Here is a 15458-nt window from a genome sequence, read left to right as displayed (position 1 = left end):
ATCAAGCAAAAAAGCTTCTGCACACCCCTAGTGTCCAGAAGCTTTGCCTGCTTGCCTGAATCAGCGATCAACTGGCAGAGGTTTTACCGATCTGATACCAATCCACTTTGCGTGTCACCAGCATGATCGATGCCAGGACGCCGAACAATAAGAGACTACCCATCACCAAGGCATTATTTTCTGATTGCAGCAGTCCGAACAAGACACCGTATAACAAGCTCAAGGCACTGCCAAAACCAAAACCACGCTTCCAGCTTCTGAGCGCATAACTCAGATAAAAACCGATCAGACTAATACAGGCCACACTGGCAATCGCATACGCGGTGATGAAGCGCATGTGCTCGGACAAACTGACCAATAGTAAAAAGAATAAAACCAGCGCCAGACCGACCAAAGCATATTGCACAGGATGTATCGGTAATTGCTTCAAAATCTCAAACAAGAAGAAGGCCGCAAAAGTTAAAGCCACAAACAACACCCCATACTTAATCGCCCTATCTGATTGCGAGTAGATATTCACAGGTTCAATAAACGCTACGCCAAAGCTATCGATCTGGCCGACCGCCTGTGCCGCGCCTTCAACTGCACCCGCCTGATTCGGCGGCGCTCTGTTATGGCAACATTCGGTATTCAATAACTGTTGTTGCGCATTGCTGGACAAGGATGAAATATTCCAGGTCGCCGTAAAACCATTTGCATCAATTTTTCGTTCTTTCGGTGATGGTAAGAAACGCCCAAAAAATTGAGGATGTGGCCATTTCGAGGTCATGGTCACGACATTGTTTTTGGCAATTGGAATAAACGCCAACTGCTCGATACCATCTATCGACAATTTCAAATTGAAATCGACCGTTTTAGCTTGTTTCAAATCCATCGCGACCAAGGGCGCATGTAAGCCGCGTTTAAAGAATTCCAGCTTACTATCTTGTTGAAATTCGTAAGCAGCGCCTTCCCAGATAATTTTTGGTACGTTTTTCAAACCACGCGTGTCGCTCAAACCCAAGCTGATAAACGGCTGTCCGATTTTAAACTGCGAATTTGCCTTGTCTCGCACCAAAGCCTCTTGCGTAGGTAGGTCAAAATTGCCGCTCAAAGTATGTTGACCGCTGTACACCAAGACTTTGTGAATGCCGCGGTAGCGCTGGTCATTATCAACATTCGACAAAACTTGCAGGTCATTCGGAAACACAAACAAACGCTTACTCAAAACCCGCTGCCGTATCACACTACGCTTATTATTAGTATTGGCATCGACGATCTCTTCTTCTTCGTAGTGCTCGCTATATGGAATAATCAAAACCGGTCCCAATAAAGTCTGTTCACCCACTGAATCGGCCGCAATACTACGCACCGCCTCATCCCGAAACCGCATACGCGAGCTGATCGTCCCTTCTATCATCATCAAGGGAATCGCAATCAAGAGCATCAAAATGCCTATGGTGAGAGATTTTAAGAATAAAGATTTTTGCATGTCCTGCTCCATGAAATGAGGAGTCAACACTGTAAAAAAATCTTGTGTGCGGAGAATGAAGTTGAGATTCGGTTTTGTGTGCTGGGTGTGAAGTTTTTATTGGCTGGTTTGATTGCGCAAACTTTTGCTCACCCCAACGGCAATCTAAAACAAGCACAAACCCCACCCAAACTCTGATTCTCCAAACGAATCTCACCACCATGCAAAGCTGCTACTTCACGTACAAAAGGTAAACCCAATCCCGTGCTTTTTGCAGCATCGGGACGCGCTAGTGAATAGAAGCGTTCAAAGATTTTGTCAATGGCGTAGTCGGGAATACCTGTGCCTTGATCACTTATTTTGATTTCTAAGCTCATGTTTTCTGGCTCACGACAGACAGTGATATTGATCGTGCTGGACTCGGGAGAAAAGGCAATCGCGTTATCGAGCAAATTACCTAGCGCTTGGCGTAGTAAGAGTTGATCGCCATGAATAGTGTGCGGGTCAGTGTCGAGATTCAATCGAATCTGTTTACGCTGAATTTTTTCAGCGTAATCTAGTGCCACCTGCTCTAGCAATTCATTCAAGGCGATGTCTTGTGTGCCGCTCAGGCTCTGCTGTTTCTCGACTTTGATTAGCGCTAAGAGTTTGTCGATCAATTGTTTTTGTCGTGCGTTTTGTTCGATGATATTGGCGAGGAAGCGGCTGCGTTCGGCGGCGGGTAAGTCTTCGCGCAATAGCTCAGCCGATCCTTGTATAGCGGCGATGGGGCTTTTTAATTCATGCGCTAAGGTGTGCATCAAGGTCTCAACGTATTCTTTGCCTTCTAGCTTGTAACGCATGCTTTCTAATGCCTGCCCTAGTTCACCGATTTCATTATTGCCTAAGTCTGGCAAGCTGACTTTTTCATCGCGTGTCACGGCTTTGGCGTAGTGTTGCAGGCGTTGCAAAGACCGATTCAGCCACCAGGAAAAACTGATACCGATGATCAGTGAGGCCAATAGTAGCCAAAAGCCGCGTTGCAGAATTTTCTCTTGGCTGCGTTCGATAAAAGGTCGTATGGTGGAGGTCGCTTTGGCTACCGTTAATACGCCTATGATTTGACGAGCCTTGCCGTCGTTATTATTGTCGAGTATCGGGGCGGCCACGTGCATCACCGAGCTTTCTTCGTTCAGCGGTTCAGTCCGCGTGATACGTGCACCGTATTGTCCGCGCAAGGTCAGATATACGTCGTTCCAGCGTGAATAGTCTTTACCGACATCGCGTAGCTCAGAGTCAAAAATCACGATACCTTTGGCATCGGTGATGTAGATGCGATAGTCGAGCGAAGCTTTGCGGACACCGCTGATTTTGACATCGACACTGCGCTGCGCATAATTTTGCATGCGCGTCAGTAAAGCCGCATGCGACAGGTCACCCTGCTTCACATCTTCCGCAACTAATTGCGCTAAGAGTTGCGCGGTATCGACCAGCGTGTCTTCTAAAGTCGCACGCACACCGGGTTTCACTTCAGCGACAAACACGTTGAGTACGAACCACGCCGCGAGTCCCAGAATCAGGAAATAACCGAGTAGTATGCGCAGTCCGATTTTCATGAGGTCTCAGGACTTCTTTAAGCTTGTGCGATGCTATAACCCATGCCACGATGAGTCTGAATTGGTTCCTCATTCTCATTAATGGCTTTGAGTTTGGCGCGCAGAGATTTGATATGGGTATCCACCGTTCTATCCATGGTGTTGATGGAATTCGACCAGACTAGATCCATCAATTGCGCACGGGAGAACAGCTGACCCGGGCGCTCTAGCAAAGTCTTGAGTAGCAAAAATTCGTAACGCGTCAGATTTAACTGATGGCCAAAATAAAGAATCCGCGCCTCTTCCGCTCGCAACTCAAAACGCTCAACATCGACACCGGCTGCAATGATATTGGCAGGTGCAATCTGACGTCGCAATACGGCACGGATACGCGCCACCAATTCACGCGGCGAAAAAGGCTTAGTCACATAATCATCGGCACCAATTTCTAAACCAACAATGCGGTCAATTTCATCACTGCGTGCCGTCAAAAAAATCACGGGCGTATTGCAAAATTGACGCAGGCGACGACACACTTCAAAACCATTCAGATCAGGCAAACCCACATCTAAAACAATTAAAGCAATCTCTTTGGCCGCGCCCGTTTGCAAGAGATCGAGCGCCGCTTGCCCCAAGGTGACATGCTTAGGGGTAAAGCCATCGGTCGCTAGTGCGTAGCTTAAATTATCCGCGATGGCGACTTCGTCTTCAACGATGAGTATAGTTTGTGACATAAGTGATATTGGTCATAACAGATTGAGGCAATGTGCGCATGGTAGCAGATGCATAGGGAAGCGCGGACTTATTCAATAAGCACAAAACCCCATTTTTTAGATGGCTGAAATAGTCACCATGCTCGATGTAAAAATGTGGTTTCCCTTCGGGTTCGGTACAAAACGGGCGATTTTGGCAGCAAATTCCCTTGCTTGGCACCCGCCAAGCTGCGGAAATGTTGCTACCAAACTCATCCCGTTTTGTACTCGAATGTGCATACCGAATAAATCTGCGCTTCCCTAGATTTCTGAACATTTTGACATACCGCAGTCGCCAAATAATGGTTATGATGATTAATCTATAGATTCATAAAATCAAAGGCAACTTATGCCGCAAACAGTCAAAGTGGAGATAGGTGAAAATTTCCCGCCATTAAAGTGGCCCGCTTGCTGCCCCGAGTGTGGCACGACCAAGATGTTGGAAAAAATGACGACTCGTGTAGGGCGGATAAAATCACTGCGCCCAAATCTGGGCGGTAGTTTGACTGTGAAAAATGAGGTCATGTATCTGACTTACTTTATTTGTCCAGATCATGCCGCCGAGACGCGTTGGGCGAATCGCCTCTTAGAAAAAAGTTCAGTGATGTATTTGTTGCGTTTCATCTTTTATGTGGGAGTGATATTCGCATTCGCACTATTGCTCGGGTCGCGTCCACTTTCAACATTTCCAGAATTAGGTGCTTTGCTAGTCTTGCCTGTGCTAGGGATAGCCGGCGTCACCAGCCTGATTTGGGCACACATGGCGACCAGTCTATGGCCGATGCGCTTCGATCCTGACAAAGGCGTGATGATCATCCGCTTTCGTCAGGCACCCTACGCCACCAAGTTTCGCGTCATGAATCTGGAAGCCACTAGCAGCGCGAATACTGAGGTGTTGCCTTGGTTTAAGCGCAAATTGCTGTGGCAAATCGTCCTTATAGCGCTACTAACGGTGGCGATGATTTATTATTTTGAGTTTTAATTTATTTACGCCTTAACTTCCCAGCATCGCCGCATAAGCCAGCTTCTTAAACTCAAACGAATACGGATGCCAGAACGCCATTTGGCGCTGTGTCATCAAAAGGCCTGCCATATTGTGGCGCGGTGAAATCCACCAATGCGTGCCCGCGATGCCTCCCCATTCAAATTCAGCTTCTGCGTCTGCTGGGTCATTCTCACCCGGACGTAAAGTCACTGCGCCACCGAGACCAAAGCCTTTGCCGGGTACATCACCAACGCCGGGGAAGGCGATACCCCATCCTGCGGGTAAATGATTTTGCATCATGAGTTGCATAGATTCGGGTTTTAAAACCGCGTGACCGCCGGGTAAAAAACTACGCATTAAGGCCAGCATATCGTGCATGCTCGATACCAGACCCCCGCCGCCCGAGAAGCGTGGAATCGGTTTTAAGAAAGCTTCGGGGTAGGGCGATTTTTCTAAGCGTTTCAGATCGCGGTTTAGCACATTCATAGGATCGCTGCCGGCATAGTAAGCGGTCAGACGTTCGTGTTTGTGGGGCGGCACCCAAAAGCTGGTGTCGTTCATACCCAAGGGCGACAAGATGTGGGCGTGCAGATAGACATCAAAGTTATCGCCGCTGACGACTTCCACTAAGCGCGACAAAACATCGGTGGCAATCGAGTATTCCCACTGCGTACCAGGGTGAAAACTCAGCGGCAATTCTTCCAGCACATTGATCAATTCGGACAAGGGTTCAAACGCATTCAAAACTTTGCGTTCGACATAGGCCTTATAGATGGTACTGCCATGATCAAGCAGACCGTAACTGAGACCAGAGGTATGTGTCAGCAATTGACGCACGGTGATCGCCGAACGCGCCGCTTCGGTCTGGCTGATGTCGGTAGCACCGGGAATTAAGACCTGACGATTGCCGAGTTGTGGCAAGTACATTTCAACCGGATCATCGAGTGTCAATTGACCGTTTTCGACCAACTGCATGATCGCCATCGAGGTCAGGAGTTTGGTATTCGAAAATACGCGAAACAGATGATCGTGACGCAGTGGGATTTGGTTTTCGATATCAGCCCAGCCGGTTGCTTGAAAGTGCACCAGATCCTGTCCATGCAAAATGGCGGAAGAAACGCCCGACAGGATTTTTCTATCAACATAGCTTTGCATCGCGGGTGCGATAGCACTGAAGTCATAGTGGCTGGGCGTAATGATCATGGGCAGATTCGGTGAAAAGCGTCGCAGGACAGAGAGAAAGCTGGTATTTTAGCCGCTATTCTAGCTACTATTCTAGCCACCCCAGTACCCAGCACCAAACCAAGATGACAAATTGGAATCAGACGCAGGCCTTAGATTTTTTGCGCGAGCTATTTGCCCTTGCTGTCGCAGCAGTGGATCCGCATCATTGCCTGCCACCACATTTACCTGATTTTCCTGATAGTGGACGTTGCATCGTGGTCGGTGCGGGCAAAGCGGCGGCGTCTATGGCGCAGGCTTTGGAACAACATTGGAGCCAGCAGCAACAAGCCGATTTGAGGCGATTAAGTGGCATGGTCATCGTTCCTTACGGCTATGCGCTCCCATGCCAACAGCTCCAAGTACGCGAAGCCGCTCATCCTATTCCCGATCAAGCCGGCTATCAGGCTGCGCAGGATTTACTCGCATCCGTACAAAATCTTAGTGCCAGTGATACTGTGATTTGCTTGCTATCGGGTGGCGGCTCGTCTTTGATGAGCTTACCCGCGCCCGGCGTCAGTCTGGCAGAGAAGCAAGATATCAATCGCGCGCTGTTACGCAGCGGTGCCCGCATTCACGAAATCAATTGTGTACGCAAACATTTGTCCGCCATCAAAGGTGGACGACTAGCCCTAGCCTGCGCACCCGCGCGCGTACTGACCTATATCATCTCTGATGTGGCTGGCGACGATCCCAGTATCATCGCCAGTGGCCCGACCTTATCCGACACAAGCACCTGCGCTGATGCATTGGATATTTTGCAGCGATACGCCATTCCCGCCTCATCAGCGGTACTCACGCATTTGCGACAGCCTGCATCCGAAACACCCAAATCACATCAAATCGACTCCACCCATTCACAAGTTCACATCATCGCCAATGCACAAGCCGCCTTACAAGCCGCAGCCGATTGGGCGCAATCGCAAGGTGTTCAGGTGCAAGTTTTGTCAGACCGGCTAGAAGGCGAAGCCCGCGATCTGGGACGCGCTCATGCGCAGCTTGCCACCGGGAAGGCAAAAGAGCTTGCTACTGCGGAAGATCAACGACCACACTTATTCCTCTCAGGTGGGGAAACCACCGTGACCCTACGCGGCACTGGTCGCGGCGGGCGCAATACGGAATATTTGTTGAGCTTGTGTCAGAACTTAAACGGTCGTCCTGAGATTTATGCCTTAGCTGCCGACACCGATGGACGCGATGGTAGTGAACAAAACGCAGGTGGGTGGTGTACACCCGATAGTTTGCAAAGGGCGGCTCAATTATCGATATCGGCTAGCGATTGCTTGGCAAATAACGATGCGTATACCTTTTTCGCTGCGCTGGATTCCTTATTGATGACGGGACCTACTTACAATAATGTGAATGATTTTCGGGCAATTTTGGTTTTGTGATGTTGAGATGATAGGCGTTAATATTCGTACCTGTTGATTGTCGAATTCGTAGGGCGGGCACGGAATTATCGTGCCCACGCGTTTAGCTAGACTTAATTTACCTCTCCAGCGAAGTAAGTAAAGCGGGTATCAAGCTCATACCAGTTTGTGCCTTTACAGTAAGCGGTGATTTGCCAGTGAACCACGATGCGCGAATGGTATTTGCTTCTGATTTTTGGTCATCAGTCAGCTTCGCTTCCATAGGCGCGATGTGTGCGAGGAGCTCTTTAGTGGGATTAGGCATCAACTCTTTGAGCACTAACGCCAGAGCGTAGTTCTTAACTTCATTGGCTGAGGGGTTCTTAGACAAATAGTACAAATAGATAGCTGTGGCTTGCTTATCGCCTTGCCGTGATGCGCGCTCCCACCAAAGATTTGCATTTTCCATGTCGCGTATTTTGATAAAGTGCAGACCGACGTCGAATTGGGCAAGGTCATAACCCGCTTCAGCGGCACGAAGTTTAAACTTGAAGGCTTCTGCTTGGTCGACTTGAACCACACCCGGAAACTGACCCGCCAGATAGCAACCCACTTTGTAAGCGGCCAGCTCGTGTCCTAACCCAGCCGCCTCAGAAAAATATTTGAACGCCGCTTTATTGTCGCGAGCGGTTCCTATCCCGTTATTCAAAAACATTCCAAGGGTGTATATGACCTCTGCATTGCCACTGGGTGCTAAGGCAGACAAGCGCGCAAACATCGCTTCTTTTGAGAGATTTTCAGCGTGGGCGTTAGATAAAGAAATGGCCGTGATTGTGATCAGTGCAAAAAGATGTTTGATGAACGACATAGGTTTTCTAAGTGCCTGAGGTGAACTTGATTTGAGAATACGATGGCGGCGTGAAGGCTTGGACCCGCACTGAATTATAGTGCCGAAACAATTTGCTAGTTATTTCTTGAGCGAATAAGCTAGGCTCAAACGACCGGTCAAATTTCGGATGCTACAAGCTTAGGCGGCAAGTAAATAGTGAACTCATTGAGGGGCTCGATAAGTACACTGTGCGGCAATTGTTGTTCGGCCTCTGTGACCAAGCCCATCCTGTTTAGCAATTCGAATTTCGCAGAAACCAAGTTGGCGGCGCGTACCTGATGATCGCAAAGTGCTGAAGCTTGCAGAGTACATCAATTCCACTTGGCTCGGGTCTGTCGTGCAAATAGTCTTTGAGTTGTAGCGGATGAGAAAGTGGTATGAAGGAATTTGGGAAATTTATTGTGGAAGCCTAGTGAGCCACCAACGCTACTTTTGAGTGTTAATCTAGCCGCCAGTGTTAGAGCACATTTTTGTTAAACGCCGAAGCCAGGATGTAAAGCAGATCTGGTTTCCTCTAGTGTCCACGTGGCGCCGTTATAGCGATCTTGAAGTTTTTTACCGGCTTTGGTGAATTGCAGTTCGGTTCCTATCGGCGCATTGAGCTTAGGTAGCAAATCGCGAAGTACCTCTCTTGCCCGATCACGGTGAGTGACATCGACATCGATACCGCAAAATTCTACTTGCCTTGATCCATCTGGCCGTTCATCGCCCAAGGAAGATCCTCCTCCAGAAACAGATCCAAGCCCTTCCTTTTCAAGCACGGGATCAATTTGATCTTCGAAAAGCTCACCGCGATCAAGAGGACCAATATTGCCGGGTAGTTTGATGTAAATAAATTTTTCGAGATCAAACTCATTTTCCTCTTGTAGTTTGGGTTCATTGGAACCGAACAAACTTTCTTTGATTCGCGAGAATAAATTCATTGAGATGCCTTTGCGCTCTGACGTTAATTTAACAAGAGTAAATATTAACTTGTGAATGTAAAAATGTACAATCAGTTTCAAGCCTCTCGAAACCCGCATGATACTTGGTCGAATTTGCTTTTTCTCTATAAAATCGAGCTATAAAAAATCGACAAAAAGTGCGGCTTAGAAATTGCAGAATGTTCCAAATTAATTTTTCAAAACTTGTGACTTAAATGTTCAAGAAATGACGGGTGTAAATAGTCTCTTTCCAATTTATGGGCTAGTCTACACACGCGAGTATGTATGTAGAGATTTTGAGTGACATAAGTCGTATTTGTCTTCGTACCGGACTTGATCCAGTATCCAGACTATCGCTTGGTCGTCGGGTCCCAATGCTCTGCAATTTTGCCGTTCTCTATGCGGAACATATCAAACCAAGTAGTCGTATAGGTCTTCGATGTATCCTTCGGGTCTTGCGCCTGGCTTACAAAGGCCAGCACCACCATGTCGCCCTCGGCGACTATCGACACAAGCGGCGCTTTGACTTTCATCGCTATGGATTTAGGCTGTGAGAATTGCTTGAAGAATTCGACGAAGCCTGCTCTACCTGTGGGCACGTTCGGATTGTGTTGGATGTATCCCTCAGCCAAGTACTTCTCTGCGAGCTTGAGGTGCCCACCTTCAAAGACTTCACGCCAGAAGTCGTAGACGAGTCGCTTGTTCGCAGCCGCCTTTGGGTCTGAGCTGAACAAGAGTTCATCGTGATTAGGGTTCGGTGTGACCGCGACTTGAGCTTGTGCCGCTAATGGCGAAATTGCCAGTGCTAAGCTTAACAGGACGGTAGCTGCGGATTTCATGGCGAGTAACTCCAAAGCGAATGATTGCGACGAATAATACTGAGGTAAGAAAAGCGGATATTAGCTTGGGAATGTTACAAAATACAATTAAATTCGGTTCTCGCGTATCCCTAATGCGGGAAAGGGCTAGGGTGATTCAGAGATAGCAAAGCGCTTGAATGGCAAGAACCAACACAAAACTCAAACTAGCGCTCTACCATCCACAAACACTTTCAACTCGCCCGCCTTTAGGGCCGTCCATTGTTCGTTCGTGGTCAGCGGTTCGGTGACGATCACGGCGACTCGGTCTTGTGGTGTTGTGACAGCGGAAAAATCGACTGACATATCTTCATCCGATAAGGCGGCGGTATTGAATGGGTGTTGTCGTTCTATGTAATGCAGTTTGGTCGAGCAGTGCGCAAACAGGGCGCTGCCGTTGGATAGCAGCATATTGAAAGTGCCGTGGCTGGCGATTTCGGCGCAAATTTTGCTTAAGAATTGTTGAAGTGCCGCGTGGTCTGGTAGCGTGCGTCCGAATTCTTGACGCAGGCTTTGCATGAGATAGCAAAACGCCAGCTCGCTGTCGGTGCTGCCTATCGGTAAATAGCTGCCATCGAGTTCGGGTGCAAAATTTTTCAAGTCGCCATTGTGAGCAAAGACCCAGTTGTAACCCCAGGCTTCGCGTATGAAGGGATGGCAATTTTCTTGCGCGATCACGCCTTGAGTGGCTTTGCGTATGTGGGCAATGACGTTGGTGGATTTGACTGGATAGCGTTTAATTAAATCGGCCAATGGTGAATCCATCGCTGCCTGACGATCGACAAAATGTCGTACGCCTTTACCTTCAAAAAACGCGATGCCCCAACCATCTTTATGCTCGTCGGTGCGTCCGCCGCGTGTGGCAAAGCCGGTAAAACTGAACACGATGTCAGTCGGGGTATTGCAATTCATTCCTAGTAGTTGGCACATGGCTGGCGTTTAGTTCTTAGAGCAAGATTAAGATGGTTTATCTGACATTGGATCCAAGATCAGTTCAGATAAGTGCTTACCTTAACATTGAAAATTCTAAACTTTAAATACTCAGTCGCGATTTGCTTATGCGTTTTTCGTGTAAGTCGGTGTTTAGAATGAAAAAAGCCAGCATATAGAATGCTGGCTCGACTTTAAGCTTTGAATGTTCCCTCTCCCGCAGGCGGGAGAGGGTTAGGGTGAGGGTGGTTCAGACGGGGCGCGAAATTTTTTTAACATAAAACCGAACAAAAACGGAAATATTGACACGTTGAAAAATGCTATCCGAACCTGAACGTCCGTCAAAGCATGCTTTGACTCCCCAGCCCTTCTCACGCTCGCGGGAGAAGGGAGTGAACTCACTCTCTAACAATCAACGTGCCGCTGGTTCCGGCGCCATAGGCTTACGTGGGAACAATTCATCACGGTTCGCTGTGTGTGCAACGAAGCTCGCCATAATCATGGCGGCTTGCATCATGTCGCCTTTTTGGATTTTGTCGAACACATCGATATTGGTGTGATGGGTGCGTGTGAAGTAATCCATAGGCTCTTGGATGAATTGGAAGCCAGGTACGCCTACCGCGTCAAAACTGACGTGATCGGTGCTGCCGGTTTTCTTCATCGTGGATGTTTTTGCGCCGAGGTCATGGAATGGTGCTAACCATGCGTCAAAGATGGCTTTTGCTGCTGCATTATTTTCTGCGTAGATACCACGGATTTTGCCACCACCGTTATCCAAATTGAAGTAAGCAGAGATTTTGCCATGCAAAGGTTTTAAAGCTAATGGGCCGCTTGGACGACGCATAAAACTTGGCAAATCTTTTTCTTTAGGATCAGTTGATTCTGGACGTGCTGCAACGTTTTTGCTGATGAAATCACGTGAACCTAATAGACCTTGCTCTTCACCGCCCCACAGCGCGATGCGGATAGTGCGGCGTGGTTTGAAACCGATGGCTTTCAACATACGCACCGCTTCCATCGCGACGGCAACACCTGCTGCATTGTCCGTTGCGCCTGTACCTGCGTGCCATGAATCTAAGTGGCCGCCGAGCATGACGATTTCATCTTTTTTGTCTGAGCCTGGGATTTCAGCAAAGACGTTGATGGAGTTGGCTGGATCTTCGTCGCCGAATTTCACTGCGACTTCGACTTCAACTTCCACTTCTTTTTTCTTTTCAACTAGACGGAACACACGGTTATAGTGTTCTGCCGTCATGACCAATGCGGCTGGGCCAGTTGGCTCGTCTTTTTTGTAAGAACCGCCACCTTGTACAAAGATGGTGCCGTCTTCACCGCGTGATGCGTTGACGGTCGCGATGACGCCTTCTTCGATCAGGTAAGGATTGATCTTCTTAGCGAAAGCCAGACGTTTTGCGATGTCGGCCATATCGACAGGTGGACGACCTGTGGCTGCGCCTAATTCCATATTTTCTAATTCATGCAATTCAGCATCGGTATAACGTTTGGCATCGGGTGTTGTGTGCAATTTGGTCACAGCAGCGGGATCGCGTAACAAGATTACGCCTTTCAGCTTGCCTTTCCACTTTGCCAAATCTTCTTCTGTTTCTAATTTAGCGTAGACCACTTTGCCGCGTTTGACGCCGTCGGTGCCTGGTGTCCATGCTTTAGGAATTGCTACTAACTCTAAAGTGGACGGTGCCACCATGCGCATGGCGGATTTTTCTAATTCCCAGCTGCGCCCAAACGGTGCGATGCTGACGGTTTGGGCGTTTTGCAAACCCCAGTTGGTTAATTGTGACTTAGTCCAGTCGCCGGCTTTTCTTAAGCCTGGTGCGCCAGTCAAGCGGGGGCCGATTTCGTCGGTCAGAACACCCAGGGTTTCCATAATCTTGGAACGGTTAGTTCCTTCATCGCGGATCTTGTTAACTAAAGCCAGATCGACTTTTTCATCGGCAGCGATGGCCGGCAGTGTGGCGCTGGCTATTAGCGAGCAGACCAAGAGACTCATCAAACGCATCTTATTATTCCTTATAGTGAAGTACGCGAACTGGCGCGTAGTGAGAAGTAGTACGGATTTAATTATGGGTGCTGCTGAAATTATTCAGATGACCCGAAACGAACGCGGCTCATTGAACCGGATTGGATAAAGGATGGATTGAATTGGTTCCCGGCTTTTTGTATCAAACTATATACAGTTGTGTTGCAGTGCGGAAAATTGGCAAGGGTTAAGCCTGTGAGGCAAGCTAATAAAAAAGCCCCTGTCTCGTTGAGATAGGGGCTTCACGTTCACAATGATTACGGAAAATCAATACTTGAAATTAATGCCTAAACGCACCGCACGTGGCGAACCAGGTGTGATGTTGTTATTACTATTGGCCGAGGCATAGTATTTTTTATCAGCGAGATTCTCTACGTTTAACTGTAATTGAATATTCTTATCCCAGGCATAGTAGAGCGCTGCGTCGACCCTCGTGAAGCCTGGCAATTCCACTGTATTGTCGGTGGACGGATAAATGGCACCGCGATAGACCAGACCTGCAGCGATACCCCACTGGCTGTTTAGGTCATAACGGTTCCATAAGGAGGCGCTATGAGTTGGCACTTGTGCCAAAGTTGCACCCGCTTTCACGGTAGCAGATTGCGCGCGGGTAATCTTTGCGTCTTGGTAGGCATAACCGCCCATGATGCTCCAAGCCTCGTTGATTTTGCCACTGACCGCCAGTTCTAAGCCCTTGGTGCGCTGACCATCGACCAGAATAGTTTTGGTGGAATCAGTAGGATCGGCGATGGCGACATTACTACGATCTAATTGATAGACAGCCGCGCTCAAGCTCAAGTCACGCAACACATCCCATTTGGCACCGAGTTCAAAGTTTTCGAATTTTTCCGGATCAAAGGCCTTGTTGCTAGCCGTCAGTGAGGATAATTGATCGCCCGCCCGTGGCGCGAATGCCAAGCTATAGCTGGCGTACAAGGACATCTCGGTGACTGGTTTGTAGATCAGACCGGCACGTGGTGAGATTGGTGTATCCGTATTCTCAATTTTTTCGCCGGTACGATTATTGGTAAAGTCGATGCCGAAGCTGTCGCGACGCAGACCGAGTATCGCTTGCCATTGTGCGGACAATTCGATTTGATCTTGCACATAAATACCCACGGTTTTTGCGACGCCATGGTTGTTGGCATCTGTCGCGGAGGGGCGGAAGACCACATTGTCGGTGAATGGATTGCTGAGTGGCACGGTGATACTAGTCGCATTGGCGCTGACACCCGGGAAGTAGCCCGTTTTACGTAAGTTATCCGTCGTTTGTTGACCCAATTCCAGTCCAGCCAGTATCTTGTGTTTAACGCTAGCACTTACGATATCAAAGGTGAGGTCGGTTTGATTGAAGAAATTCTGACGTTGCGTTGCGTTGTTGTAGGCGCTCAAGGCCACGTTGGTGGCGGTGCTGTTGACGGCACCGGAGAATATGTTTTGGTAAAACTTATCGTAATCAGCATAACGCGTGCGGTTACGTAAGCTGTAACCGTTGCCCAAATCGTGATCAATCAAGGCTGTGAAAGCATCGACGCGTGATGAAGTTGGGCTTAATGCAGCGTTACCAAAGAAGACGCTGCTATCAACATTCAGTGCCTTGCCTTGGTAAGAAGGGATGCCACGGTCGGCGGTGCGGTCATCTTTGAAATGCTCATAGCCAAGTACGATACTGGTGTTTTGACCGGCGCGGATCGCAAACGTTGGATTGATACCGCTGCGCTTAATGTTGACACCGTTGCGGTAGCTGTCAGAGTTTTCCACCATGCCCGTGACGCGGAACGCCATGTTTTGATCTATCGCTTGACCCAGGTCAGCGGTGGCGCGGCGATTACTCCAAGAGCCCAAGGTAATCGATGCCTCACGAACTGGTGCCCATTGTGCTTGTTTAGTCACGCGGTTGATGATGCCGCCGGAACCGCCACGACCAAAGATCATAGCATTCGAACCCTTTAAAGCTTCGACGCTGTCTATATTGTAAAAATCGCGATAGTACTGCACGTCGTCACGGATGCCATCGACGAAGAAGTCGCCGGTAGAACTATTGCCGCGGAATACCGCCGTATCACGATTACCTTCACCTTGCGCAGTAACGACGCCAGGCACATAACGAATCGCGTCAGCCATGCTTTGCATCGCCTGATCTTTGATCAATTCCTTAGTAACGACCGTGATTGCCTGCGGCGTATCGCGGATTAAAGTGTCGGTCTTGGTCGCGGTACTGCTGATCTTGGTTGCGTATTTTTGTTCGGTCGCGCCGACAATTTGCACTTCGGGTAATTTGGATTCTTGAGGCGTGTTGGTACTGTTCTGAGCGGCGCTAGGTAAGCTGATCAATGCCAATAAGGCTGGCAAAGTGGCCAAAGCAAAACGGTTTGAGACTGCGCTAATGGCTTGCATAAATTTCTCACAAAATAATAAAAATGGCAAGATTCGCTGTTCTTAGATCACTGACTGAACAAGAAGTCTTTAGTAAAGCAGCAGACTCCAGTC

The 15458-nt window shown here is 48.6% G+C and carries 12 protein-coding genes; 2 read left to right on the top strand and 10 right to left on the bottom strand.

Annotation, left to right across the window (positions count from 1 at the left end; genetic code table 11):
- Positions 1-67: 67 nt before the first annotated feature.
- From creD to creB, 3 genes are all read right to left on the bottom strand, one after another.
- Positions 68-1471: a cell envelope integrity protein CreD gene (gene creD / locus AC1RR2_RS10055; RefSeq protein WP_493222121.1), complete on the bottom strand. Its 1404-nt coding sequence runs from the start codon at positions 1469-1471 to the stop codon at positions 68-70.
- 128 nt (positions 1472-1599) lie between these two features.
- Positions 1600-3045 carry a two-component system sensor histidine kinase CreC gene (gene creC, locus AC1RR2_RS10050; RefSeq protein ID WP_493222120.1) on the bottom strand — a complete coding sequence of 482 codons (1446 nt, stop codon included), beginning with the start codon at positions 3043-3045 and terminating at the stop codon, positions 1600-1602.
- 17 nt (positions 3046-3062) lie between these two features.
- Positions 3063-3758, bottom strand: coding sequence for a two-component system response regulator CreB (gene creB, locus AC1RR2_RS10045; protein WP_493222119.1), 696 nt, complete (start codon positions 3756-3758; stop codon positions 3063-3065).
- A gap of 367 nt (positions 3759-4125) precedes the next feature.
- Here creB and AC1RR2_RS10040 point away from each other — a divergent pair, with 367 nt between their 5' ends.
- Complete coding sequence (locus AC1RR2_RS10040; protein ID WP_493222118.1) at positions 4126-4758, top strand: hypothetical protein; 633 nt, start codon at positions 4126-4128, stop codon at positions 4756-4758.
- A 12-nt stretch (positions 4759-4770) separates the two neighbouring features.
- Here AC1RR2_RS10040 and AC1RR2_RS10035 read toward each other — a convergent pair whose 3' ends face one another.
- Complete coding sequence (locus AC1RR2_RS10035; protein ID WP_493222117.1) at positions 4771-5964, bottom strand: serine hydrolase domain-containing protein; 1194 nt, start codon at positions 5962-5964, stop codon at positions 4771-4773.
- 104 nt (positions 5965-6068) lie between these two features.
- Between AC1RR2_RS10035 and AC1RR2_RS10030 the strand changes: the two genes are divergently transcribed.
- Positions 6069-7373 carry a glycerate kinase type-2 family protein gene (locus AC1RR2_RS10030; RefSeq protein WP_493222116.1) on the top strand — a complete coding sequence of 435 codons (1305 nt, stop codon included), beginning with the start codon at positions 6069-6071 and terminating at the stop codon, positions 7371-7373.
- Between the two features lie 97 nt (positions 7374-7470).
- Here AC1RR2_RS10030 and AC1RR2_RS10025 read toward each other — a convergent pair whose 3' ends face one another.
- From AC1RR2_RS10025 to AC1RR2_RS10000, 6 genes are all read right to left on the bottom strand, one after another.
- Positions 7471-8199: a tetratricopeptide repeat protein gene (locus tag AC1RR2_RS10025; RefSeq protein ID WP_493222115.1), complete on the bottom strand. Its 729-nt coding sequence runs from the start codon at positions 8197-8199 to the stop codon at positions 7471-7473.
- A 494-nt stretch (positions 8200-8693) separates the two neighbouring features.
- A complete protein-coding gene (locus AC1RR2_RS10020; RefSeq protein WP_493222114.1) occupies positions 8694-9224 on the bottom strand; it encodes a hypothetical protein in 531 nt (176 codons plus the stop codon).
- A 269-nt stretch (positions 9225-9493) separates the two neighbouring features.
- The gene (locus AC1RR2_RS10015; RefSeq protein WP_493222113.1) at positions 9494-9982 is read right to left on the bottom strand and encodes a nuclear transport factor 2 family protein; all 489 of its coding nucleotides are present in this window, start codon (positions 9980-9982) and stop codon (positions 9494-9496) included.
- A gap of 180 nt (positions 9983-10162) precedes the next feature.
- Positions 10163-10930, bottom strand: a complete 768-nt coding sequence (locus AC1RR2_RS10010) for a class II glutamine amidotransferase (RefSeq protein WP_493222112.1) — start codon at positions 10928-10930, stop codon at positions 10163-10165.
- Between the two features lie 412 nt (positions 10931-11342).
- A complete protein-coding gene (locus AC1RR2_RS10005; RefSeq protein ID WP_493222111.1) occupies positions 11343-12947 on the bottom strand; it encodes a M20/M25/M40 family metallo-hydrolase in 1605 nt (534 codons plus the stop codon).
- Positions 12948-13235: 288 nt separating this feature from the next.
- Entirely contained in the window at positions 13236-15365 is a 2130-nt protein-coding gene (locus AC1RR2_RS10000; RefSeq protein WP_493222110.1) for a TonB-dependent receptor, read from the bottom strand.
- Positions 15366-15458: the final 93 nt, after the last annotated feature.

The sequence above is a fragment of the Undibacterium sp. GW821-FHT11H02 genome (assembly GCF_058808015.1).
This window is presented reverse-complemented; position numbering and strand designations above follow the sequence as displayed.

Bases quoted from the DNA above. Each gene is read 5' to 3' on its own strand.
- creD (WP_493222121.1), bottom strand. From the start codon at position 1,471: ATGCAAAAATCTTTATTCTTAAAATCTCTCACCATAGGCATTTTGATG.
- AC1RR2_RS10005 (WP_493222111.1), bottom strand. From the start codon at position 12,947: ATGCGTTTGATGAGTCTCTTGGTCTGCTCGCTAATAGCCAGCGCCACA.
- AC1RR2_RS10035 (WP_493222117.1), bottom strand. From the start codon at position 5,964: ATGATCATTACGCCCAGCCACTATGACTTCAGTGCTATCGCACCCGCG.
- AC1RR2_RS10025 (WP_493222115.1), bottom strand. From the start codon at position 8,199: ATGTCGTTCATCAAACATCTTTTTGCACTGATCACAATCACGGCCATT.
- AC1RR2_RS10010 (WP_493222112.1), bottom strand. From the start codon at position 10,930: ATGTGCCAACTACTAGGAATGAATTGCAATACCCCGACTGACATCGTG.
- AC1RR2_RS10000 (WP_493222110.1), bottom strand. From the start codon at position 15,365: ATGCAAGCCATTAGCGCAGTCTCAAACCGTTTTGCTTTGGCCACTTTG.
- creC (WP_493222120.1), bottom strand. From the start codon at position 3,045: ATGAAAATCGGACTGCGCATACTACTCGGTTATTTCCTGATTCTGGGA.
- AC1RR2_RS10015 (WP_493222113.1), bottom strand. From the start codon at position 9,982: ATGAAATCCGCAGCTACCGTCCTGTTAAGCTTAGCACTGGCAATTTCG.
- AC1RR2_RS10040 (WP_493222118.1), top strand. From the start codon at position 4,126: ATGCCGCAAACAGTCAAAGTGGAGATAGGTGAAAATTTCCCGCCATTA.
- creB (WP_493222119.1), bottom strand. From the start codon at position 3,758: ATGTCACAAACTATACTCATCGTTGAAGACGAAGTCGCCATCGCGGAT.
- AC1RR2_RS10030 (WP_493222116.1), top strand. From the start codon at position 6,069: ATGACAAATTGGAATCAGACGCAGGCCTTAGATTTTTTGCGCGAGCTA.